The 21,968-nt window shown below is 64.4% G+C and carries 20 protein-coding genes and 1 tRNA gene; 13 read left to right on the top strand and 8 right to left on the bottom strand.

The window, feature by feature from the left end:
• Positions 1-45 precede the first annotated feature (45 nt).
• The gene (locus JL100_RS05830) at positions 46-1,005 is read left to right on the top strand and encodes a pseudouridine synthase (RefSeq protein ID WP_202682067.1); all 960 of its coding nucleotides are present in this window, start codon (positions 46-48) and stop codon (positions 1,003-1,005) included.
• The gene (gene rsmD, locus JL100_RS05835) at positions 986-1,537 is read left to right on the top strand and encodes a 16S rRNA (guanine(966)-N(2))-methyltransferase RsmD (RefSeq protein ID WP_202682066.1); all 552 of its coding nucleotides are present in this window, start codon (positions 986-988) and stop codon (positions 1,535-1,537) included. The genes JL100_RS05830 and rsmD overlap by 20 nt, the downstream gene beginning before the upstream one ends.
• A 213-nt stretch (positions 1,538-1,750) precedes the next feature.
• Here rsmD and JL100_RS05840 read toward each other — a convergent pair whose 3' ends face one another.
• Positions 1,751-2,578, bottom strand: coding sequence for an IS5 family transposase (locus tag JL100_RS05840; RefSeq protein WP_202682065.1), 828 nt, complete (start codon positions 2,576-2,578; stop codon positions 1,751-1,753).
• Between the two features lie 862 nt (positions 2,579-3,440).
• On the opposite strand from JL100_RS05840, the gene JL100_RS05845 reads away from it, so the two are divergent.
• The 6 genes from JL100_RS05845 (at position 3,441) to JL100_RS05870 (ending at position 11,109) form a co-directional block, all read left to right on the top strand.
• Complete coding sequence (locus JL100_RS05845) at positions 3,441-4,535, top strand: DNA cytosine methyltransferase (RefSeq protein WP_202682064.1); 1,095 nt, start codon at positions 3,441-3,443, stop codon at positions 4,533-4,535.
• Complete coding sequence (locus JL100_RS05850; protein ID WP_228421096.1) at positions 4,535-5,800, top strand: ATP-binding protein; 1,266 nt, start codon at positions 4,535-4,537, stop codon at positions 5,798-5,800. The genes JL100_RS05845 and JL100_RS05850 overlap by 1 nt, the downstream gene beginning before the upstream one ends.
• Complete coding sequence (locus JL100_RS05855; protein ID WP_201072050.1) at positions 5,692-6,912, top strand: IS256 family transposase; 1,221 nt, start codon at positions 5,692-5,694, stop codon at positions 6,910-6,912. The genes JL100_RS05850 and JL100_RS05855 overlap by 109 nt, the downstream gene beginning before the upstream one ends.
• A 100-nt stretch (positions 6,913-7,012) precedes the next feature.
• Positions 7,013-8,839: a sensor histidine kinase gene (locus JL100_RS36990; protein WP_202685112.1), complete on the top strand. Its 1,827-nt coding sequence runs from the start codon at positions 7,013-7,015 to the stop codon at positions 8,837-8,839.
• A complete protein-coding gene (locus JL100_RS05865; protein WP_202685111.1) occupies positions 8,832-10,661 on the top strand; it encodes a response regulator receiver domain in 1,830 nt (609 codons plus the stop codon). The genes JL100_RS36990 and JL100_RS05865 overlap by 8 nt, the downstream gene beginning before the upstream one ends.
• Positions 10,662-10,731: 70 nt before the next feature.
• A complete protein-coding gene (locus JL100_RS05870; RefSeq protein ID WP_407697011.1) occupies positions 10,732-11,109 on the top strand; it encodes a very short patch repair endonuclease in 378 nt (125 codons plus the stop codon).
• 159 nt (positions 11,110-11,268) lie between these two features.
• Here the strand turns inward: JL100_RS05870 and JL100_RS36475 are convergent, their stop codons facing one another.
• The 3 genes from JL100_RS36475 to glmS all read right to left on the bottom strand — a co-directional run bounded on the left by JL100_RS36475 (position 11,269) and on the right by glmS (position 13,479).
• Positions 11,269-11,391 carry a hypothetical protein gene (locus JL100_RS36475; RefSeq protein ID WP_267133603.1) on the bottom strand — a complete coding sequence of 41 codons (123 nt, stop codon included), beginning with the start codon at positions 11,389-11,391 and terminating at the stop codon, positions 11,269-11,271.
• A 30-nt stretch (positions 11,392-11,421) separates the two neighbouring features.
• Positions 11,422-11,553, bottom strand: a complete 132-nt coding sequence (locus JL100_RS05875; RefSeq protein WP_202685110.1) for a transposase — start codon at positions 11,551-11,553, stop codon at positions 11,422-11,424.
• A gap of 96 nt (positions 11,554-11,649) precedes the next feature.
• The gene (gene glmS / locus JL100_RS05880; RefSeq protein WP_202685109.1) at positions 11,650-13,479 is read right to left on the bottom strand and encodes a glutamine--fructose-6-phosphate transaminase (isomerizing); all 1,830 of its coding nucleotides are present in this window, start codon (positions 13,477-13,479) and stop codon (positions 11,650-11,652) included.
• 205 nt (positions 13,480-13,684) lie between these two features.
• Between glmS and JL100_RS05885 the strand changes: the two genes are divergently transcribed.
• Entirely contained in the window at positions 13,685-14,029 is a 345-nt protein-coding gene (locus tag JL100_RS05885; protein WP_202685108.1) for a hypothetical protein, read from the top strand.
• 28 nt (positions 14,030-14,057) lie between these two features.
• Here JL100_RS05885 and JL100_RS05890 read toward each other — a convergent pair whose 3' ends face one another.
• Complete coding sequence (locus tag JL100_RS05890; RefSeq protein ID WP_202685107.1) at positions 14,058-15,407, bottom strand: amidase; 1,350 nt, start codon at positions 15,405-15,407, stop codon at positions 14,058-14,060.
• Positions 15,408-15,639: 232 nt separating this feature from the next.
• Between JL100_RS05890 and JL100_RS05895 the strand changes: the two genes are divergently transcribed.
• Both JL100_RS05895 and JL100_RS05900 read left to right on the top strand, forming a co-directional pair.
• Complete coding sequence (locus JL100_RS05895; protein ID WP_202685106.1) at positions 15,640-16,788, top strand: ATP phosphoribosyltransferase regulatory subunit; 1,149 nt, start codon at positions 15,640-15,642, stop codon at positions 16,786-16,788.
• 89 nt (positions 16,789-16,877) lie between these two features.
• Complete coding sequence (locus JL100_RS05900; protein ID WP_202685105.1) at positions 16,878-18,170, top strand: adenylosuccinate synthase; 1,293 nt, start codon at positions 16,878-16,880, stop codon at positions 18,168-18,170.
• A 51-nt stretch (positions 18,171-18,221) separates the two neighbouring features.
• Here the strand turns inward: JL100_RS05900 and lipB are convergent, their stop codons facing one another.
• A complete protein-coding gene (gene lipB, locus JL100_RS05905; RefSeq protein WP_202685114.1) occupies positions 18,222-18,875 on the bottom strand; it encodes a lipoyl(octanoyl) transferase LipB in 654 nt (217 codons plus the stop codon).
• A gap of 198 nt (positions 18,876-19,073) precedes the next feature.
• Here lipB and JL100_RS05910 point away from each other — a divergent pair.
• A tRNA-Leu gene (locus JL100_RS05910) sits at positions 19,074-19,160 on the top strand.
• Positions 19,161-19,484: 324 nt separating this feature from the next.
• Here JL100_RS05910 and JL100_RS05915 read toward each other — a convergent pair.
• Complete coding sequence (locus tag JL100_RS05915) at positions 19,485-19,781, bottom strand: antibiotic biosynthesis monooxygenase family protein (RefSeq protein ID WP_202685104.1); 297 nt, start codon at positions 19,779-19,781, stop codon at positions 19,485-19,487.
• A 61-nt stretch (positions 19,782-19,842) separates the two neighbouring features.
• Positions 19,843-20,856 carry a zinc-dependent alcohol dehydrogenase family protein gene (locus tag JL100_RS05920; RefSeq protein ID WP_202685103.1) on the bottom strand — a complete coding sequence of 338 codons (1,014 nt, stop codon included), beginning with the start codon at positions 20,854-20,856 and terminating at the stop codon, positions 19,843-19,845.
• A 145-nt stretch (positions 20,857-21,001) separates the two neighbouring features.
• On the opposite strand from JL100_RS05920, the gene JL100_RS05925 reads away from it, so the two are divergent.
• On the top strand, positions 21,002-21,928 hold the full coding sequence (locus JL100_RS05925; protein WP_202685102.1) for a LysR family transcriptional regulator: 927 nt from the start codon (positions 21,002-21,004) through the stop codon (positions 21,926-21,928).
• The last annotated feature ends 40 nt before the right edge of the window (positions 21,929-21,968 follow it).

Here is a 21,968-nt window from a genome sequence, read left to right on the forward strand (position 1 = left end):
CGGCATGTCCGAACACATGCCGCCGCACCGGGCCGGAGCCCGCCGATGACCCCGTCCGACACCTCTCCCGAAGAGGCCTCCGGCGGCCCCGAACGCATCGCCAAGCGGCTCGCCCGCGCGGGCCTGTGCTCCCGCCGCGACGCCGAGCGCTGGATCGCCGAGGGCCGCGTTGCAGTCAACGGCACGGTGCTGACGACTCCCGCGGTGGTCGTGGGGCCGGGCGACACGATCGTCGTGGACGGCAAGCCGTTGCCCGAGATGGAGCCGACCCGGCTGTGGCGCTACCACAAGCCAGACGGCCTGGTGACCTCCGCCCGCGACGAGAAGGGCCGGCAGACGGTGTTCGACACGCTTCCGGCGGACCTGCCGCGCGTCGTGTCGGTCGGCCGGCTCGACCTGACGACCGAGGGGCTGCTGCTGCTGACCAACGACGGCGAGCTGGCCCGCTTCCTGGAGCTCCCGTCCACCGGCTGGGCGCGGCGCTACCGGGTTCGGGTGAACGGCATCGCCGACCCGGCCCGCCTCGCCGGCCTGTCCCGCGGCGTCACGATCGACGGCGTGCAGTACGGCCCGATCGAGGCCCTGCTCGACCGGCAGCAGGGCTCCAACGCTTGGCTGACCATCACTCTCCGGGAAGGCAAGAACCGCGAGGTCCGCAATGTGATGGAAAGCCTGGGGCTGACCGTGAACCGGCTGATCCGCGTCGCCTACGGCCCGTTCCAGCTCGGCAAGCTGGAGCGCGGCGAGGTCGAGGAGGTGCCAAGGCGGGTGCTGCGCGACCAGGTCGCGAAGTTCTTCTCCGACCGCGGCGACGAGCCGGTCAAGCCGAACACCGGCACCGCCAAGGCGAAACCCCAGCCCAAGCCCCACGCGAAGCCGCGGACGCCGGGAGCCGGGCCGGCCAAGCGACCGGCCCCGGGGAGGCCCGCAGGCAACAGACCGGACAGCGGCGGACCGGCCGCCGGCGGGGGACCAAGGGGCAGGCATGAGACTCGTCGGCGGTAGCCTGCGCGGCCGGCGCCTGGAGGCCCCCGCCGGACGCGACATCCGCCCGACCGGCGACCGCACGCGGGAGGCGGTCTTCAACATCCTCGCCCATGCCGACTGGGCGCCCGACATCAAGGGCGTCCTGGTGCTCGACGCCTTCTGCGGCACCGGCGCCCTGGGGCTCGAAGCCCTGTCGCGCGGCGCCCGGCGCGCCGTCTTCATGGACCAGGGCCGGGACTCGCTGGATCTCGTCCGGCGCAACATCGCGTCGCTCGCCGTCGCGGACCGCTGCGACGTCGTCCGGGCCGACGCCACGCGGCCTCCCCGCGCGCAAGCCGCCTGCGGCCTGCTGCTCCTGGATCCTCCCTATGGAAAGCAGCTGGCCCCGGCCGCCCTGTCGGCCCTCCGGGCGCGCGGCTGGTGCGCTCCCGATGCCGTCGCCGTGGTGGAGATCGCCCTGGAGGACCCTTGGGAGACGCCCGCCTTCGCGGAGGCGCTGGACGACCGCACCTACGGGGACACGCGCGTGCTGTTCCTGCGGATCGGGTGATGCCGATGTCCGCTAGCAAAAATACCTGCATATAAATGCCTGAATATTCATTAATATTGCTAGAGGGAGTGAAGATTTGATATGAGTAGCCTTTCACCTGCAAAATAATCTTAAGGCGTGATTGGTGCAGATGGCCGAAAAATTTTTGCCCATACTTGCTTCGCTTCTTCCAACGATGGGCAGTGTTTAAGAGTCTGTCCGGTATGATTATTGCTAGAGCTGAAGCCGAGCGATGCGGCGCATCATGGCCAGTCGGAGGAATGCGAGTGCCGATCTGGCCAGGTTCTCGACGTGCCTGGACAGCCGCCGGCATCGGCCGATCCATGACAGCGTTCGTTCGACGATCCATCGCTTGGGTAAGACGACGAACCCTTTGGCGGTGTCGGAGCGCTTGACGATTTCCAGGTCCCAGGCGCCGATCCGGGCGACGGCGGCGGCCGTCGCCGCGCCCTGGTAGGCGCCGTCGGCAAAGATCCTCTCGATGAAGGGAAAAAGGCGGCGGGCCTCGGCCAGAACCGGGAGCGCCCCGTCGCGGTCCTGGACATCGGCGGGATGGATCTGACCGGCCAGCAACATGCCCAGGGTGTCAACCACGACATGGCGCTTGATGCCCTTGACCTTCTTGCCCGCGTCGTAGCCGATCGGATCAAGTTCAGCCCCGCCGCGTTCCGCGCTCTTGCCGCTTTGGCTGTCGATGATGGCGGCGGTGGGGCTGGCCTCTTTTCCCGCGTGTTCCCGGACCTGGACGAACAGGCTGAAGTGGATCCGCTCCAGCGTGCCGTCCCATTCCCACAGCTTGAAATACTCATGCACCGTGCTGCGCGGCGGAAAGTCCTTGGGCAGGGCGCGCCACTGGCAGCCCGTGGACAGCACGTAGAAGATGGCGTTCACGACTTCCCGGACGTTGACCTCGCGGTGACGGCCATAACGCTTCTCCGGCGGGATCAGCGGTTCGATCAGCCCCCATTCGGCATCCGTCATGTCGCTCGGGTACCGCAGTCCCTTCCTGTTGTAATGCTTGCAATTATCCTCGGTCCACACAACCGCCCCCCATCTTGCCACCCTGCAAGAGAATCATAAACGATTCCAATGACTCAAACTTTTTTCGGACAGACACTAAGGAGGGGAGACCATGAAAGATCGCATTCAATGCATTCGGTCATGCTCTACCAACGGACCGCTCACCACCGCCAGAGCCGTTGTGTGGGACAGGTGGACGATCAAGGCATTTCGGCAACGAAGACTTCTTTGATGAAAGCTGTTCAGGCCGTACGGCTAAGGCAGTATTCGGCTTGATCTTGGCGCTGAACACCCTAAAAATTAGATTAATTTGTTCTGCACCAAATCGGTTTAGGCGACCGGCCCACACCTCGGGGGCGTAAGGTGGCTCAGAATGAGCCTGCCGCGTCAATCCGCGGCAAGCAAATCTTCCGGAGCCGGGGTTTGCCCGCATTGGCGTGGGTCACGCCCTCCTGCGCGCTGGCATTGCGCCGACGGCACCTGTCGGTGAAGGCCGACGAATACAACTCTTCCCGCCGTAGCATGGCGCCAATGTCGCCAGGGATCGCGGCGACCCGATCGGCCACTTCGAGTACCCGCGATTTTTCTTTGACGCTGAACACACGCCCCTTAAGCTGTAACGTATTTTTCGGCGAAATCCTGCCGGGGCCGCCACCATCGTCAGCCCACGGCCTTCCTCGGGGACGTGACCGCAAGTACATTTTCCTTTGCTCGCACCGGTAAGCTTTGGGGGGAGCAAGCTGTCTCTCACATTGGCATGGCAGGGGCTTTTCTCTATTTAATGTTCTGATCGAAGCAGATACATTCGCCGGGGCGAAAGCCAGTAGACAAAGAATCTTCCGGGTATGGGGCAAGCTGGTTGGACTACAGTTCGAAATTCAGAGTGGCGGACCTCTTCGCTGGGGCCGGCGGATTTTCGCTCGGCGCGATCGAAGCTGGATGCGACGTGATCTTTGCCGTCGAGTTCAATCCCAGTGCCGCACTGACCTATAGGAACAACATCGGGAAACCGGCTCGCGCCGAGAACGTGATGCTCTACAACGAGGACATCACCAAGCTCGATCCTAGCGTCATTGCAGCCAGGCACTTCCATGATCGCGCCGAATGCGACCTGCTACTCGGCGGCCCGCCATGCCAAGGCTTCTCTCGCCATCGTATCAAGAATGCAGGCGTCGCGGATCCCCGCAACGCACTCATCCATGAATATTTCGGTTTCGTGCGGACGCTACGCCCGCGCGCCTTCCTCATGGAAAACGTACCGGGCATGCTTTGGCCGCGCCATAAGGACTATGTCGACGAATTCTATGCGCAGGCCCATGCCAGCGGCTACATGATCTACGATCCGATCAAGATCGATGCGCGCGACTATGGCGTGCCGCAAGCACGCCAGAGAGTATTTATCCTGGGGCTTCGGCAGGACGTAGTGGTCGATGGGTTCGACTGGCCGCCTAAGCCGACGCATTGCGCACGGCGAGACCCGATGCCCCCGAACCTCAAGCCATGGAACGACTGCAGCCTTGCCTTCACTTCGGCCCCCGAGAACGACCCGAATGATGTGCACATGCGACACGGTCAGGTGCTGATCGACGCATTCGCCACCACGCCGCCTAACGGCGGCAGCAGACACGAATCCAACCGAATCCTCGACTGCCACAAGAACCACGACGGTCACGCGGACGTCTATGGACGGATCAACCCGGCTACTCCGGCGCCGACCATGACGACGGCGTGCATCAACCCATCAAAAGGTCGCTTCGTGCACCCGACCCTCAATCACGGAATCACGGTACGGCAAGCGGCCCGAATTCAGACATTCCCGGACGACTTCGTGTTCGCAGGCGGACTAATGGCGGCAGGTCAACAGATTGGCAATGCCGTTCCTGTGGCCCTGGCTAAGCTGCTTGTCGGCCACATCAAGGCGCTCCTCTCTTCAGCAGCCAACGCCGAAAGCCGGGCATCCAAGGCGAAGGCTGTGTGATGAAGACCGTCAGCTTCAAGACCCGGGCCAGAACCGTTGACCACCTGGGACGCGAGCAGATCGCGGACGTTCCCACTGCAATATCGGAGTTGTGGAAGAACTCCTACGACGCCTACGCTCGTAATGTGTCGTTGACGATCTTCGACGAAGTTCCTCTGGTCGTCTCTATTACCGACGATGGTCACGGGATGAACTACGACGAACTCGTCGACAGATGGCTTGTCGTGGGCACGGAGTCCAAGCTCTTCGAGGACACCCGCACCCCAACCGACATGAACGGCCTGCTGGCTCGCTCCCGTCAGGGGCAGAAGGGCATCGGCCGGCTTTCCTCCGCCCATTTAGGCCCAATCATGCTGCTCATCAGCAAAAGGCGGGGCCAGGAAACGGCTGCCGCGCTGATCGACTGGCGACTATTCGAAAACCCATACCTTATCCTCTCAGACATCGAGATCCCTGTCGTTACGCTCCCGAACCCCAGAGCGATCAGCCAGCGATTGCCTGAGATGATCTCGGCCCTGTTGCAGAACGTCCGAGGCGACGGCTCGGGCACCGAACGGGACCGGCGCATAACGGCCGCTTGGAGCAGCTACGACCATGTCGCAGCATCAAACGCCACCGATCTGCTGTCGAACGCCCCGTCACAGCTGATTGTCGACGGATGCAGCGATTTCCGCATAATCGATCACCACCTATGGCTATGGCCGGTCTGGACCGCGGAGCTCGACCACGGAACAGCCATGGTCGTATCCGGAGCCACGGACGAGTTCGCAGCATTTCTGCCCGTGAACAAGAACCTGACCGTTTCCCAAACCGACCGCGACAGGTTTGTAGCCACGCTCGGCGGATTCGTTGATCCGCTGTTCGATCCCACCCGCCCTGACCTCGAGGCGGTGAGACCAGATTTCGACTATCGGGTGGATGTCTACACAAACGGAGAGCGGATCGGGATCATCGGATCGCACGACGAGTTTAATCGCACATTGACGGACCAAATGGAACACATCGTCGATGGGCGCATAGGTGAGGACGGAGTGTTCCGCGGCCAGATCAAATCGTTCGGTAAGTGGCGCAAGACGGGCAGCGACTACGTCATCCTGCGGGACTATCGGGAATTTCGTGCTTGGCGGGGTTATCCTGAAACAGAAGGAGACCCTGAATGGCCCGACGCAAAGATCCTGTTATCCCTGACGCGATCCTTGACCAGCTGCTGGCTGGAGCCGATGCGAAGACGGCATTCGACCAGAACGGCCTGCTCGACCAGCTGAAGAAGGCGCTGACGGAGCGGGCGCTGAAGGCGGAGCTGGATCATCATCTGGCTGGAGATGAGAGCGGCAACCGTCGCAACGGTTACGGCCACAAGACGGTGCTGACCGATGGCGGCTCGATGGGTCTGTCCATTCCCCGCGATCGGTCGGGGACGTTCGATCCGGCGCTGATCGGCAAATACCAGCGGCGCTTCCCCGGCTTCGACGAGAAGATCATCTCAATGTACGCACGCGGCATGTCAACCCGGGAGATCACGGGACACCTGCGGGAGCTCTATGGCATCGAGGTGTCGGCCGACCTGATCTCCACGGTGACGGACGCCGTGATCGAGGAGGTGACGGCCTGGCAGAACCGGCCGCTGGAGGCGATCTACCCCCTGGTGTTCCTGGATGCCATCCGGGTCAAGATCCGCGACGAAGGTCTGGTCCGCAACAAGGCCATCCATGTCGCCATCGGCGTGCGGGCCGACGGCGCCAAGGAGGTGCTGGGCCTGTGGATCGAACAGAACGAGGGCGCCAAGTTCTGGCTGCGCGTCCTGAACGAGTTGAAGAACCGGGGTGTGGAGGACATCCTGCTGGCCGTCGTCGATGGGCTGAAAGGCTTTCCCGAGGCGATCGCGGCTGCCTATCCGGAGACGATTGTTCAGACTTGCGTCGTTCATCTGCTGCGCCACAGCATGGAGTTCGCGTCCTGGAAGGACCGCAAGGCCATCGCCGCCGCCCTGAAGACGGTCTACGACGCTGTCGACGACAAGGCCGCCGAGATGGCTCTGAGCGCCTTTGAGACCGGGCCTTGGGGCGAAAAATACGCGGCCATCGGCAAGGCTTGGCGGCGGGCGTGGCCGGAGGTCATCCCCTTCTTTGCCTTCCCGCGCGAGGTCCGGCGCATCCTTTACACGACCAATGCCATTGAAGCGTTGAACTCAAAGCTGCGCCGGGCGGTCCGGGCCAGGGGGCATTTCCCCAATGACGAGGCCGCGCTGAAGCTCCTGTTTCTCGTCTTGAACCGCGCGGAGAAAGACTGGAAGATGCCGCCCCGGGAATGGACGGCCGCCAAAGCCCAGATGGCTGTCATCTTCGGCGACCGGTTCGCAAAGGCGATGACCGCCTGATACTGAACCCGCCCCGCCAAGCACGGAATTCCCGACAGTCCCCATCCTGCCCCCAAAAGAACTGGCGATACCCGTTGGTCCGGTATCCAGGCTTGGGCCGATGGACATCTACATCGCGACCTTCGAGCAGGAGCCGAAGAACTCTACCCATACGCCACGCGACATCGAGCGCATGAAAGAGCTGACAGAGAACCACGCGGGCTTGATGATCTACCGCGATTCCTTGCGAGTTCTTCCGTATGGCCGTGAGGACAACGACTTCTTCGAGATTGAGAAGCGCCGGAGCATGAACGCGGGCCGTGAATATTGGAACGCTCGGCGTATCTTTGGTCGTATCTCGATAACCAGGACGGGCAATCCAAATCTCAAGGACAAGGCCGGCCGCGAAGGCTTCATCGTCAACAAGGCGGCCAAGACCCTCAAGGCCCTAGTGGTCAACATCCTCAAATCGACCGCCTACGACTATTTCGGTTCGAACTCCGATGACCGGAAACTGGAGACCGCGATCACTGAGGAGAACTATCGCGCGCATCGAGCAAAGGAGCATCAGGAAAAACTGAAGAGAAAGTTGCGCTCGACCTTCAGGAAGAGCCTGCGCGCCAGCCTGACTTCGATCCCCACGGTCTCCGAACGTATTCGCAGGGATATCGAGTCGATCAGGATTGAAACCGTCGATGACATATCCGCGGCTCAAGAGGTGCTTGAGAACGCTCAGACCCAGATAGCCGAACTGCGCCTTCCGGGAGCGCCTTCACCGTTAGGGCCCTTGGAAGAAGAATACCGGCGATACCGCGGCTCGATGAACGAGCTTGGTCAGATCGTCGGTGGTTTCTCGGAAAAGGTCTCAGCCGCCGTCGAGCGGATAGCCCCACCGCTGCCGCAGGAGGTGTTGCTTAAGCAAATTCAGCGCAACGAAGCGCAATTGGCCTCTCGCGTGACTAGGTGGTCTCGTGAGATCCGAACGCTTCAGGACGAAGAACGCGAGCGGATCAACTCGCTCACGGGTGAGCGAAACAAGCTTCTGCGATTGGAAACTGCGCCCTTGCTGGAGCAGTTGGCGAAGCAGGAGGTCTCATTGTCAGCTGCATCCAAGGCCGTGTCGGACGCCAAAGGGCGGATCGATGCGGACAACGAGCTGCTGTTCAGGAACTACATCTTCGCGCTCGAGAACCTGCGGGAAAGCATCGACCTGCAGGCGGTCGCCATTCTCGGCGGCGAGGAGAGCGCAGAACTGAGGACGCAGGTCGACCGACTCAACGGTTTGGCACAGTTAGGCATCACCGTGGAGTTCCTGGATCACGAATTCAGAGGGTTCGACTCCACTATGTCCTACGCCCTGCAGCACTTGGCGACGGACCCGAGCGATAAGGCTGCGTTGAACCGGGTGACGACAGCTTATGCGGGTCTGAAGCAGATCATAGATTTCCTCGGGCCGCTGAGAATGGCGGGCCGTATAGAACCACGGAACATTTCCGGTCGGTACATATTCGATTACGTCGCCGATTTCTTCTCGAGAGCGATCCAAGAGAACGAGATTGCGTTCGATGCCAGTGAAGCTTTCCTTAAATTTACCGTGCTGGAACTGCCATCGCGGTTGCTGCCAGTTTTCATCAACTTAGTGAACAACAGCATCTACTGGTTGGTCAATGCACGCGTTGACGAGCCACGCGTTCAATTCGATGTCCGGGGCGACAGTATCGTCGTAGCCGACAACGGGCCGGGCATCGACAGCATTGATGTAAAGCGGCTGTTCACCTTGTTCTTTACACGCAAGATCGATGGAGGGCGCGGTGTCGGCCTCTATCTCTGCCAAGCCAACCTGGCCGCAGGCGGCCACCAGATCAGCTACGTCCAGAATCAGGACGATCGGGTGCTGCCGGGAGCCAATTTCGCAATCAAATTTCGGGGCGCGAACTTCAATGTCTGAAGCAGCGGCGGTTACGGCGCCGGAAGCCAATTTGTCCACTTTGATTCGAGAAGCTTTCATCGAGCCGATCAGATCGGTGCTCATCATCGACGACCGTTACCCTACCTGGGAGACAATCTTCGGGGAGCCGGGCTATGATCCGAACAATCGGAAGTGGGCCGGTCGCGAGCAAATGCTTGAGGTCGTGAGCCAGTTCCGGGCGAAGTCTCCAGCGCTGACTGTGGACATCCACGACGGCACCGACAACGCCCAGATCAGCAGCTACCTGCATCAGTCGGACCTGCTCGTCCTCGACTACCATTTGGAGCAGGTCGCTCCGTACGGACAATTGGCCGCCGGAATTCTGCGGCGCCTGATGAACAGCACCCACTTCAATTTGGTGGTCGTGCACACCGAGATCGACGACTTGATCGAGCCGTTCAACACCATCCTCCTCTCGCTGTTACCACCCATCGCGAACGAGACGGATAAGATCGCGTGCGGTCAGGAGATTATCGAGAAGGCCGAGGACGACGTGGCGGATGATATTCAGACACGGCTCGCGTCCTCCCTGAATGCTGCTGGCTATCTGGCGTATCGTCGAGCCTTGGACAAGAGCATTGCTCCCAAAGAATTCATCAATCGGGCTCCCGAGGCTGCCAGCTTCCGAGCGATCTGCGAAGAGGCGAAATGGAAGTCTGGCGAATGCCGCGTGATGTGGTATTGGGCATTGGCGAAGCATGAAGGACGGATGTCTGGGACGGCCCAGGAAACGTCACGGTACAAATGGAAGGGCCCAGACGAGACACAGTGGCCGTGGATACGAGCCAGCGGTTGTTTCGTCGCCTTCGCCCGGAAGCAAAACGCCGATCTTCTTGAGACCCTGCGTTGCGCTCTCGAGGAGTGGAAGCCGTCCCCATCACGTATGATCTCCTCGCGCATTAGGGCAGAAATCAGTGCGTTGGGCGTAATGGCGGAAGATACGACCTTCAGCGATCGACGTGCCTACTGGAAATACTACCAGGAACTTCTGGCGGCTGACATTTCCGGCGACGCCGGTGACAGCCATCGCAGGACGTTAATCGAGGCTCACGCGGCCCGCCATACCGAACGACTGCTGGACAAGGTTGGAGCCAAAGCCGTCGATTTCGGACTCAAGCTCGTCAAGTGCGATCCAAGTTCCTTGGACCCGAGCGCCGAAGGCTTTGCTTCTCACTACGAGGTCGATGCTCCAGCCGAGGGCGAGCCGGACGTCGCGCTTAATCACTACAACGCCTATATTTCCACCAAGCCCGTATCGGGGTGGCATCTTCAACCGGGCCACATTCTTCAATTGGGGACCGAGCTTTGGGTCTGCGTCTCGCCCGCATGCGACTTGGTGCCAAAGCAGAAGAACCAAATCGGCATCAGTGGATCCTCAAAGTCGTCGACGAAACCTTTCCTCGCGGTGAAGCTCCATGCCCGCCCCGCAGTTGAGCGCGCCGACGTGAATTCAAACACGATGGTCTTCCTGCTCGACGAGAAGAGGCACAAGGTAGATACCTATAGCGTTTTCCCCAAAAAGGGCGAGCATGGATCGCCCGTATGGCGGATGATGTTCGCGAGCAACCACGGTCAATTCAAGATTGAGGCAGACAAGACCGCCGATTTGAACCTTCAGATGGTGAGCGGTGAATCTGGGGCGCTCGAGATCAAATCAGTAGATGCTCGTATCTTCGCCCAACTCCGTTATGAATACGCATTGAACTTGGTCAACAAACTGGGGGTAGAATTCACCAGAATCGGCCTCGACTTCGTCGCGCCGCCAGCCGCTGAGGAAAAGAATGATGGAACGAAAACCTGAGGGAGGCGGAGAAGTAATGCCGGTTTCGGCTCTTTCAGGTGCCGAAGTCTCTGCGGAGCGAAGCCGAAACATGCGGGCGGTCCGCAGCGGAGACACGAAGCCTGAGATAGCTGTCCGAAAACTGCTCCATCGTCTCGGCTACCGGTTTCGGCTGCGGCGAGCGGATCTCCCGGGCAAGCCCGACATTGTGCTGCCTCGCTATAAATTGGTCGTCTTCGTGCATGGATGCTTCTGGCATCGGCACGACTGCAAGCGGGCGACCATTCCAAAGACGCGAACCGACTTCTGGGAGACAAAACTTTCGGCGAATGCAGCACGCGACGCGCGAGTGCTGAAATCGCTGCAGGAACTCGGATGGCGAAGCGTGGTAATTTGGGAATGCGAGACTCGTGACCATGATCTCATTGCTGGACGCATCGCCGATGCGCTTACGTCCGCAAAATCTTAAATTTACGCGAAGCGGAAATTCGGTTTGAGATGGCCCCTGTTTTCCTGGACAGTTGCCTAAGCTTGGTTTGCCCATGATAAAGATGGACCCGAAGACGGAGAAACGGAAGCAGTATTCAGGGATGCGTGCGGTCGATCATCGCGCGACGCTCGGCCAAGCCTACTTGCCGAGCCTCCTGACCGAAGAATCGTTTTTGACCTTCAGCGGGCCGATCCGGCGATAGAGTTCACCGACCTGGGTTTCGCTGATGTTGTCGTCACGATCGCTGCCGCTCTCGAACACGCCGGTCGCGCCGTCGAGCAGCGCCTTCTTTCAGGCATGGATCTGGCTGCCATGGACACCGTACTCGCCGGCCAGTTCGCCGACCGTGCAGTCGCCCTTGATCGCCGCCAAGGCCACCTTCGCCTTGAACGTCGCGCTGTGTTTCTGCCGAGACTGCTTCACTGACTGCTCCTGCTTCTAAGCCGCAATTAGGAGCAGGAGCAGTCACATACTTACCTTTCTCATTTCCGGAGTCCATCTCAGTCCGGATCGGCGGTCCTACTCCACCGTGACGCTCTTCGCCAGGTTGCGCGGCTGGTCCACGTCGGTGCCCTTGATCACCGCCGTGTGGTAGGCCAGCAGCTGCATCGGGATCGCGTAGAGAATCGGCGACACGAAGGGGTGGACGGTCGGCAGGGTGACGGTCCAGCGGACCTTGTCGCGCATGCGCTCGACGCCCGCCGCGTCCGACAGAAGCAGCACCTTGCCGCCCCGGGCCGCCGCTTCCATGATGTTCGACGCGGTCTTCTCGAACAGGGCGTCGTTGGGCGCCAAGGCGATGATCGGGACGTCCTCGTCGATCAGGGCGATCGGGCCGTGCTTCATCTCGCCGGCGGCGTAGCCCTCGGCGTGGATGTAGGAGATCTCCTTCAGCTTCAGGGCGCCTTCCAGGGCGATCGGGTAGCTGGTGCCGCGGCCCAGGTAGAGAGCGTCGCGCGCCTCGGCGACCTCATGGGCCAGCACGCGCAGCCGCTCGTCATGGTTCAGCACGTCGACCGCGCGGGCCGGCACCTCGCGCAGCGCCGCCGAGATGGAGGCTTCCTGCTCCGCCGTAATGGCGCCGCGGGCGCGGGCCATAGCGAGGGCGAAGCAGGCCAGCACGGTCAGCTGGGTGGTGAAGGCCTTGGTCGAGGCGACGCCGATCTCCGGACCGGCGAGCGTGCCGAGCACGGCGTGGCTCTCGCGGGCGATCGTGCTTTCCGCGACATTGATCACCGACAGGATGTGCTGGCCCTGGCGCTTGGCGTAGCGCAGCGCCTCCAGCGTGTCCAGGGTCTCTCCCGACTGGGAGATGAACAGGGCCAGCCCGCCCTCGGGCATGGGGGCCTCGCGGTAGCGGAACTCCGACGCGATGTCCAGTTCGACCGGAACGCGGGCGACCTGCTCCAGCCAGTACTTGGCGACCATGCCGGCATAGAAGGCGGTGCCGCAGGCGACCACGGTCACGCGCGGGATCGCCGCGATGTCGAAGGGCAGCTCGGGCAGGGTGATGCGGCCGGTGGTCGCCTGGACGAAGGCGTTCAGCGTGTCGCCGATCACCTGGGGCTGCTCGTAGATCTCCTTCAGCATGAAATGGCGGTGCTCGCCCTTGCCGATCATGGCGCCGGACACGGCCGACAGCTTGATCGGGCGGTCCACCGTCTCGCCGGCGGCGTTGCGGGTCACCACGGAGCCGCGGTTCAGCACGACCCAGTCGCCGTCCTCCAGGTAGGAGAGGCGGTTGGTCAGAGGTGCGAGGGCGAAGGCGTCGGACGCCAGGTACATCTCGTCGTTGCCATTCCCGTAGCCCACGGCCAGCGGGGTCCCGCGGCGCGCGCCGATCATCAGGTCGTGCTCGCCGGCGAAGATCAGCGCCAGGCTGAAGGCGCCCTCCAACCGCTTCAAGGCTTCGGCCGTGGCCTCGACCGGTGCCAAGCCCCGGTCGAGATAGAACGTCACGAGGTGGACGATCACCTCGGTGTCGGTCTGGGTCTCGAAGACGTAGTGGTGACCTTCCAGCTCGGCCTTCAGGTCCTGGTAATTCTCGATGATGCCGTTGTGGACGACCGCCACCTTGCGGGTGGCGTGGGGATGGGCGTTGGTCTCGGTCGGGCCGCCATGGGTGGCCCAGCGGGTGTGGCCGATGCCGATGGTGCCGGACAGGGGCTGTTCCTGGACGCGCCTGTCCAGGTTGACCAGCTTGCCCTCGGCCCGGCGCCTGTCGATCCGGCCATTGACCAGCGTCGCGACGCCGGCGCTGTCATAGCCGCGATATTCCAGCCGGCGCAGCCCCTCGATCAGCAGGGGGGCCACTTCGTTCTTGCCGATGATGCCGATAATCCCGCACATGTTCTCTTTGCTCAACTTTCACACGTCGATTCCGCACTGCACCTTACTGCCATACGGAGGCGCGGCAACCCAAGTAAACTTATGTTTCACCATGTTGCGCAGGCGTTCCGTCCCGGCGCGTGCGGCTTATGACTTGACGATCACGGGAACCGGCGCTGAAGTGCGCCCGTTACCCCAAACTGTAACCATTGCATGCAGGAAGACGATGCCGCCCAGAGTGAACCCGCTGAAGCTCAACCCGCTCCAGCTCAAGACCTTGACCCTGCTGCAGGAACTGGGCCGGCTGATCGGCACGCCCGCTCCCGACGAGGGAGAGGGCGCCCTTCTGGTCAACCAGTTCCCCCATGCCCACGGCAACCATTTCCACATGGGTGACGCCGTCGTTTCGACCGCTGACGCCAACGGCCTGAGCAACCCGGCGGTCTGGGTGGCGCTGGAGCGCAAGGGGCTGATCAAGTCCCGGTTCCCCCACGCCGCCGTGATCACTCTCGACGGCATGGGGTATGATACCGGCCTGAGCGACAAGATCCTTCACCGCTCGGACCACTGACCGCACGGACCCGGGGAGGGCAGGGGCGTCAGGCGACCACCGGCTCGACCCCGCGGGCCAGTGCCAGCAGCCGGCGGTCATGGCCGCGCTTGCCGACCAGCATGACCCCGACCGCCAGCCCCTCCGGGGCGCAGGGCAGGGTGATGGCCGGGCGGTCGAGGAAATTGAACAGCGACGGGTTGCGCAGGACCGTCATGTTGAGGCGCGTATAGTCCGCGTCGTCGGCCAGCTCGTCGAACCGGGGCGCCACGATGGGCACGGTCGGCAGCAGCAGGGCGTCGAAGTCCCGGGTCTGCTCCGCCGCCTCGGCCATGATCGCGTCACGCGCCTCCAGCAACTCGATATAGTCCACGGCGCTCATCTGGGAGCCGCGCAGGATGCGCGACGCGACGCGGGGGTCGTATCCCGCTCCGCGGGCGGCGATGAGGTCCTTATGCCAGGCCAGCGCCTCGGAGGTGACGAAACCGCCCTTGGCGTTGACCGCGGGGATGCGGGCGAGCGCCGGCACCGACAGGTCGGTGATCCGGGCGCCGGCCTTGGACAGGCGGGAGAGCGCCTCGGTGAAGGCGGCGGAGACGGTGGCGTCCAAGCCGTCCAGAACGATCTCCTGCGGGACCGCCAAGCGCAGGCCCGCGACCGGGGCGGCGTCCGGCACGGCGGGGGACTCCCCGGCCAGCACGGCGTCGAGCAGGGCGCAGCAGGCGACCGAGCGGGCGAGCGGGCCGACGGTGTCCAGCGTCCGGGACAGCGGCAGCGCGCCGGTGCGGGGAACCCGCGCCTGGGTCGGCTTGAACCCGGCCAGCCCGCAGAAGGCCGCGGGGATGCGGACGGAGCCGCCGGTGTCGGAGCCGATCGCGGCAACGGCCATGCCGTCGGCCACCGACACGGCGGCCCCCGACGACGAGCCGCCGGGGATGCGGTCGCGGTCGCGCGGGTTGCCGGGAGTGCCGTAGTGCGGGTTGACGCCCAGGCCGGAGAACGCGAATTCCGTCATGTTGGTGCGGCCGACGATCACGGCTCCCGCGGCCCGCAGCCGCGCCACCACCGGCGCGTCGGCGGCGGCCGGGGCCGCGTCCTTCAGCACGGCCGAGCCGGCGGTGGTGACCTGTCCGGCGATGTCGAACAGGTCCTTGACGGAGATCGGCAGCCCGGCGAGCGGCGACGGCACGATCCCGGCGGCGCGCAGCCGGTCCGACGCCTCGGCCTGGGCCAGCGCCGCGGCCCGGTTGACGGCGACATCGGCCAGGATGAAGACGCGGGCGCCCTCGCCGGCCGGGTCGGCGATCCGGTCGAACGCCGCCTCCGTCAGCTTGAGGCTGGTGGTGCGGCCGGCGGCGAGGTCGGCCGCCAGGGAGGCGATCGTCTGGACTGTGGGCATTCGGGAACTCTCTCCAGGTGACGTCGTGTGACTTGGCGATGATACAGGCCCGGACATGGTCGATCACGCGGGGCCGTCGGAGGAACCGGATTGTCGAGGCTCGCCCCGCTTGCCGGCCATGGCAGCCGCGACCCTTTTCCGTTTGCCCAACCGGGCCGGTTCCGATACTTACCGGCCCGGTGCGTCCGGTCGAGGCCGGACCCTTGAAGCGAATCCGGGACCCATTGCCGGCATGACCGAAACGATGAACAGAGCGCTGCTGCCCGCCGGCCTGCACGACGTGCTGCCGCGCGAAGCCGCCTTCGAAGCCACCATCGTCGAACGGCTGATGGCCGAGTTCGCGCTGAACGGGTTCGAGCGAGTTAAGCCGCCGCTGATCGAGTTCGAGGCCAGCCTGCTGTCCGGGCCGGGGGCCGCCATGGCGACCCAGACCTTCCGGCTGATGGACCCGATCTCCCAGCGCATGCTCGCGATCCGGCCGGACATGACCCTCCAGGTCGCCCGCATCGCGGTCACCCGCCTCGCCAACGAGCCGCGCCCGCTGCGCCTCAGCTATGGCGGGCAGGTGCTGCGCGTCAAAGGATCGCAGCTCCGGCCGGAACGGCAGTTCGGGCAGGTCGGCGTGGAGCTGATCGGCGCGTTGCAGCCGACGGCCGATGCCGAGGTCGTGCTGCTGGCCTACGCCGCCCTGAAGGCGGTGGGTGTGACCAACATATCCGTGGACCTGAACGTTCCGACCCTGGTCCCCTCGGTCTGCCGCGGGCTGGACCTTCCGGAGGACGAGACCGCCCGACTGCGCCAGGCGCTGGACCGCAAGGACGCCGCCGAGGTGGCGGCGGTGGGCGGCAGGGCCGCCGACCTGCTGGCCGGGATGATGGGGGCTTCGGGGCCTGCCGACCGGGCGGTGGAATTGCTGGCACGCCTGGACCTGCCGGAGGAGGCCGAGGCTGACCGCCGGCGGCTGACCGAGGTGGTCCGGCTGATCCGGGACGCCGCACCGGAACTGATGCTGACGGTCGATCCGGTCGAGCACCGGGGATTCGAGTACCAGACCGGCACCAGCTTCACCCTGTTCTCGCGCGGGGTACGCGGCGAACTGGGGCGCGGCGGCCGGTACCGGGCGGGAGGAGGCCCATCGGGCGAGCCGTCGACCGGCTTCACCCTGTATCTGGATACCGTACTGCGCGCGGTGCCCGATCCGGCGCCGCTGCCGCGCCTGTTCCTGCCGATCGGGACGGACGCCGCCGAGGGCGCGCGGCTCCGGTCCGAGGGCTGGATCACGGTGCGGGCGCTGGAAGCATTGGACGACCCGGCGGCCGAAGCGCGCCGGCTGCGCTGCACCCATATTTTCACCGGCGGCCAGATCCATCCGGCCGCCTGATCACCGAGGACCGGCGCGCCGTTCGGCCGCCCGGCCGATTGTCCGGAGGGGGCGCCAACCTTCTCCGCTGAGTAGCGTGGAGAGACGAGATGGCAAACGTAGCGGTGGTCGGCTCCCAGTGGGGCGACGAGGGTAAAGGCAAGATCGTCGATTGGCTGTCCAGCCGGGCCGACGTGGTGGTTCGCTATCAGGGCGGCCACAATGCCGGCCATACGCTGGTCATCAACGGCGTCGAGTACAAGCTGAGCCTGCTGCCGTCGGGCGTGGTCCGGCCCGGCAAGCTGTCGGTCATCGGCAACGGCGTCGTGGTCGATCCCTGGGCGCTGGTGCGCGAGATCGAGGCGATCCGGCAGAAGGGCGTCGAGATCTCGCCGGAGAACCTGTTGATCGCCGAGAACGCGACGCTGATCCTGCCGATCCACGGCACGGTGGACCGCGCCCGCGAGGAGGCGCTCGGAACGCTCAAGATCGGCACCACCGGCCGCGGCATCGGCCCGGCCTACGAGGACAAGGTGGCCCGCCGGGCGATCCGCCTGTGCGACCTGGCCGACGACGCGGTGCTGGAGGAGAAGGTCGAGAAGCTGCTGTTCCACCACAACGCGCTGCTGCGCGGATTGGGGTCGGACGAGATCAGCCGCGACGAGGTGCTGCAGGGCCTGCGGGAGATCGCGCCCCAGGTGCGGCCCTACGCGGCGGTGGTCTGGGAGAAGCTGGACGAGATGCGGCGCGCCGGTAAGCGCATCCTGTTCGAGGGCGCTCAGGGCGCCATGCTCGACGTGGACCACGGGACTTACCCGTACGTCACCTCGTCCAACACGGTGTCGGGCAATGCCTCGACCGGCTGCGGCATGGGGCCGGGCGCCGTGGGGTACGTGCTGGGCATCACCAAGGCGTACACCACCCGCGTCGGGTCCGGCCCGTTCCCGACCGAGCAGGTCAACGAGATCGGCGACCGGCTTGGCCAGCGCGGCCGGGAGTTCGGCACCGTGACCGGGCGCAAGCGCCGCTGCGGCTGGTTCGACGCCGTCATGGTCCGCCAGGCGGTCAAGGTCGGCGGCATCAACGGCATCGCGCTGACCAAGCTGGACGTGCTGGACGGCTTCGAGGAGCTGAAGGTCTGCGTCGGCTACCGCTACCAGGGGCAGGAGTTGCACCACTTCCCCGCCGGGCAGTCCGCCCAGGCCGGCGTGGAGCCGATTTTCGAATCGATGCCCGGCTGGAGCGAGAGCACTCAGGGCGCCCGGAGCTGGGCCGACCTGCCGGCCACGGCGATCAAGTATATTCGCCGGATCGAGGAGTTGATCGAGGCGCCGGTCGCCATGCTCTCGACCAGCCCGGAGCGCGACGACACCATCCTGGTGACCGATCCGTTCCAGGACTGAGACCGGGTGGAAACCAGGGAAAGCGGCGGGCCTTTGCCCGCCGTTTTCCGTTCAGGCCTCGAAGACGTCGTCCCACGCCGCCTTCAGCGCCAAGTCCACCTCCGGCAGGGTCGCCAGGTGGCCGAGGGCGTGCAGGCTGGTGACCCCGTGCCCGCTGATCCCGCAGGGCACGATGCCGGCGAAATGGCCCAGGTCCGGATCGACGTTGAGGGCAACGCCGTGGAACGTCACCCAGTGGCGGACGCGGACCCCGATGGCGGCGATCTTGTCCTCCTGGCCGGGCAGGCCGCCGTAGGGGCGCTTGTCCACCCAGATGCCGACCCGGCCGCACCGCCGCTCGCCCTTGACGTTGAACTGGGCCAGCGTTTGGATCAGCCATTCCTCCAGCCGGTTGACGTAGCCGCGGACATCAGGGCCTTCCATCCCCGCCCGCGGGCGCTTCAGGTCGATCATCACATAGGCCACGCGCTGGCCCGGCCCGTGATAGGTGTACTGGCCGCCGCGGCCGGACTGGTATGTCGGAAACCGGCCCGGCTCCAGCAGGTCGCCTTCCTTCGCGCTGGTGCCCGCCGTGTAGAGGGGCGGGTGCTCCAGCAGCCAGACCAACTCCGGGGCCGTCCCGGCGCGGATCGCCGCGGCCCTTGCCTCCATCTCCGCGACCGCCTCGGGATAGGGGACGGGGTCGTCCGAGATGCGCCACTCCACGGCCGACCGGATGGGGGAGGCGTCGGCGGAAGCGGCGAGGGGGGCGGGCGGCGGAGGAGCGGCTGTCATGGCCATATCCGGGTGTGATCCTGTTTTCTTCGAAGAAGCCGCTTCAATCGCTTGATCGCGGCATCGGGATTTGGTATTCCCCCCGCACGCTTCAAGCAAGCCCCGCGCTCAATGAAGCGGACGATGTATGCGGTCGTGGCGGAATTGGTAGACGCGCAGCGTTGAGGTCGCTGTGGGCTAACCCCCGTGGAAGTTCGAGTCTTCTCGACCGCACCATCTCTAAGTGCTTGATAATACGAAAAAGCTGTGCCGGAACCTTGACGGCACGGCTTTTTTGTTGGTCGTTGTGTCACACGAATTGTGACACAAGAAGGCTGCGCTGTCGTACAAGCACCTGCTCAAACGAGACGACAATTCCCACTTCAAGATGCTTGTTCCCGCTGACCTACTTGAATCGGTCGGGAAAGAATTTTGGCAAATCAGCCTGCGCACTGGGAACAGGCTGTCCCTCGTTTCTGCGCCGAAGTCTGGACGCGTAGCCGCGGCTGAAAGGGTTTGGACCGACGTTCCTGGCCGGATACGGGTCGGTACCGACGGCCGTCACGACGGCTCTCCCGCCGATATGTGCACGACAATGGGCTCGCCGAGGAGCATCGGCTTGAGCGGCGCCATGAAGCGCGCGTGCGCGTCGCTCGGCTCGAAGCCTTGCGTGTGGGCTTCGAGGTCACGCCAGACCACCTCGAGCAGGTAAACGTCGGGGACGTCGAGCGTCGGCACGAGGCGGTACCGCAAGCAGCCGTCCGCTCCGGCGAGCAGCGGCGCGACGCCGGCGAATGCGCTCTCGAACGCAGGGGCGGAACCAGGCAGAAGGCGCAGGAGCGCAAGCTCGGTGATCATTCGTTCTCTCCTCTCGGGGCGGACGGCCGGGGTGAACCTTCCCGACCGTCCGCGCGATGTGTCAGAGGGTTTGACGGGCGGCGGGCGAGGCGGACGCCTCGCCCGACACGTCGATCACGACCTTGCCGCGCAGTCCGCGTGCGGTGCCGTTCTCCAGCAGTTCGTGCGCCTCGGCCATGCGGGCGAGCGGCAGCGTCGCGCCGATCACGGGCTTGACCAGGCCGCGCTCGACGAGGCTTGTGAGCGCGTCGAGCTTGCCTCGGTTCTGGCGGGTGAACACGAAGTGGTAGGCCGCGTTCTTGCCCCAGGCCTCGACGAGGTTCTGCGGCTGCGCGATGTCGACGAGGCTGACCACGCGCCCGAATGCCGCGAGCGTGAGCGGGCTTCGCGTGAGCGTGTCACCGCCGATCGTGTCGAAGACGACGTTCACGCCCTCTCCCCCGGTCAGCCGGGCAACCGCCTCCACATAGTCTTCGGCGGTGAAGTCGATCGCCTCGTCGGCGCCGAGCGAATGCACGAAATCGTGGTCGCGGGCGCGCGCCGTCGTGATCACCCGCGCGCCGATCGCCTTCGCCACCTGAACCGCGATCGTGCCGACACCGCCCGCGCCGCCGTGGATGAGGATCGTTTCGCCGACCTTCAGCTGCGCGCGCTGGACGAACGCCTCCCAAACCGTGCCGCCGACAAGCGTCAAGCTCGCCGCCTCAAGGTGCGTGAGATTCCTGGGCTTGCGGCCGACGAGTTCGACATCGGCGACGTGCTGCTCAGCGTAGGAGCCGGCGTCGCCGAAGATCTTCGGTGTGTAGTAGACCTCATCGCCGACTGCGAACTCGCGAACGTCCGAGCCCAACTCCTCGATAACGCCCGAGATGTCATGGCCGATGATTGCGGGCAACGGCACGTAGTCCGTGTAGTCGCCGCGGCGGATCTGGTAATCGAGCGGATTGACGGCAGTGGCATGCACCCGCACCCGCACTTGGTGCGGACCGACCTCCGGCACCGGCACCTCGCGCAGTTCGAACGCGTCCGGCCCGCCGAAGCGGGTGAGGACGGCTGCCTTCATGGTCTTGGTCATTACGACTTCCTCTCGGTAGTAGAGGCATAGGTGGGCTCCATGGCCCAGGGTCCCGTTGGGACGCTGCCTATTTGACTTGTCGTGATTGCCCTCGGTAGCGGGTCTGACCTAGGATCAGTTTCAACGAAGCTTTGAAAGCGACGCCATGGACGTGAACGACGTGCACCTGTTCGTGCGCATCGCTCAACTCCGGAGCATCAGCTCTGCAGCCCGCGACCTGGGCCTCACTCCGGCGGGAGCGAGCGCCAGACTGGCGGCGCTCGAGAGAAAGCTCGGGGCCAGGCTCCTCCACCGAACGACGCGACAGGCGACCTTGACCGAGGACGGCCTCGCCTTTCTGCCGCATGCAGAGCACGTCGTGCTCGCAGCAGAGTCCGCCCGAGCGGCGCTCGGGCGGGAGCAAGCCGTACCGCGCGGCACCCTGCGGGTGGCGGCTCCGGCCTCGTTCGCGCGCATGCATATCGTGCCGGGTCTGCCCGATTTCTGCAGGCAGTATCCCGAGTTGGCCCTCGACTTGCGCATCTCGGACAGCGTTGTCGATCTCGTCGAAGGTGCCTTCGATGTGGCGGTTCGCTATGCCGAGCTCAGCGACTCGTCCTTCGTCGCGCGGCGGCTCGCTCCGGATAATCGGGTGCTGGTCGCGTCGCCCGAGTACATCGAGCGGCGTGGGCGGCCGAATACGCCCGACGACCTCGCAGAACACGCTTGCCTTGTTGTCGGTACGCTCGATCTCTGGACATTCCGAGAAGAGGGTGGAGAGCTCATCGAGCGGCGTATCGCCCCAAGCCTACGCATCAATGACGGCGGTGCCGTGCGCGATGCGGCCTGTGCGGGGCTCGGCGTCGCCCTGATGGCCACTTGGTGCGCCGCGGACGAGCTTCGATCCGGCGCCCTCGTACCAGCCCTTCCCGAGTACCCGCTCGTCTCGACACAGACGCTTTGGGTTCTTTACCCAAGTTCGCGCGAACTGGCACCGAAGGTGAGGGTCTTCATCGACTGGCTTGTCGAGCGATTTGGGCGGCAACCGTACTGGGACCGAGGCCTAGAGAGGATCTTAGGGAACAGCCAATGACGCTCGCTTCCGGGCACTCAGATCGCTGGGAAATTTTCGT

It is taken from the genome of Skermanella mucosa, from assembly GCF_016765655.2.
Lineage (GTDB): Bacteria > Pseudomonadota > Alphaproteobacteria > Azospirillales > Azospirillaceae > Skermanella > Skermanella mucosa.

What these genes read in the sequence shown, in the direction of transcription:
- JL100_RS05830 (WP_202682067.1), top strand. Translation starts at nt 46, where the DNA reads ATGACCCCGTCCGACACCTCTCCCGAAGAGGCCTCCGGCGGCCCCGAA.
- rsmD (WP_202682066.1), top strand. Translation starts at nt 986, where the DNA reads ATGAGACTCGTCGGCGGTAGCCTGCGCGGCCGGCGCCTGGAGGCCCCC.
- JL100_RS05850 (WP_228421096.1), top strand. Translation starts at nt 4,535, where the DNA reads ATGAAGACCGTCAGCTTCAAGACCCGGGCCAGAACCGTTGACCACCTG.
- JL100_RS05855 (WP_201072050.1), top strand. Translation starts at nt 5,692, where the DNA reads ATGGCCCGACGCAAAGATCCTGTTATCCCTGACGCGATCCTTGACCAG.
- JL100_RS36990 (WP_202685112.1), top strand. Translation starts at nt 7,013, where the DNA reads ATGGACATCTACATCGCGACCTTCGAGCAGGAGCCGAAGAACTCTACC.
- JL100_RS05865 (WP_202685111.1), top strand. Translation starts at nt 8,832, where the DNA reads ATGTCTGAAGCAGCGGCGGTTACGGCGCCGGAAGCCAATTTGTCCACT.
- JL100_RS05870 (WP_407697011.1), top strand. Translation starts at nt 10,732, where the DNA reads ATGCGGGCGGTCCGCAGCGGAGACACGAAGCCTGAGATAGCTGTCCGA.
- glmS (WP_202685109.1), bottom strand. Translation starts at nt 13,479, where the DNA reads ATGTGCGGGATTATCGGCATCATCGGCAAGAACGAAGTGGCCCCCCTG.
- JL100_RS05885 (WP_202685108.1), top strand. Translation starts at nt 13,685, where the DNA reads ATGCCGCCCAGAGTGAACCCGCTGAAGCTCAACCCGCTCCAGCTCAAG.
- JL100_RS05890 (WP_202685107.1), bottom strand. Translation starts at nt 15,407, where the DNA reads ATGCCCACAGTCCAGACGATCGCCTCCCTGGCGGCCGACCTCGCCGCC.
- JL100_RS05895 (WP_202685106.1), top strand. Translation starts at nt 15,640, where the DNA reads ATGACCGAAACGATGAACAGAGCGCTGCTGCCCGCCGGCCTGCACGAC.
- JL100_RS05900 (WP_202685105.1), top strand. Translation starts at nt 16,878, where the DNA reads ATGGCAAACGTAGCGGTGGTCGGCTCCCAGTGGGGCGACGAGGGTAAA.
- JL100_RS05915 (WP_202685104.1), bottom strand. Translation starts at nt 19,781, where the DNA reads ATGATCACCGAGCTTGCGCTCCTGCGCCTTCTGCCTGGTTCCGCCCCT.
- JL100_RS05920 (WP_202685103.1), bottom strand. Translation starts at nt 20,856, where the DNA reads ATGACCAAGACCATGAAGGCAGCCGTCCTCACCCGCTTCGGCGGGCCG.
- JL100_RS05925 (WP_202685102.1), top strand. Translation starts at nt 21,002, where the DNA reads ATGGACGTGAACGACGTGCACCTGTTCGTGCGCATCGCTCAACTCCGG.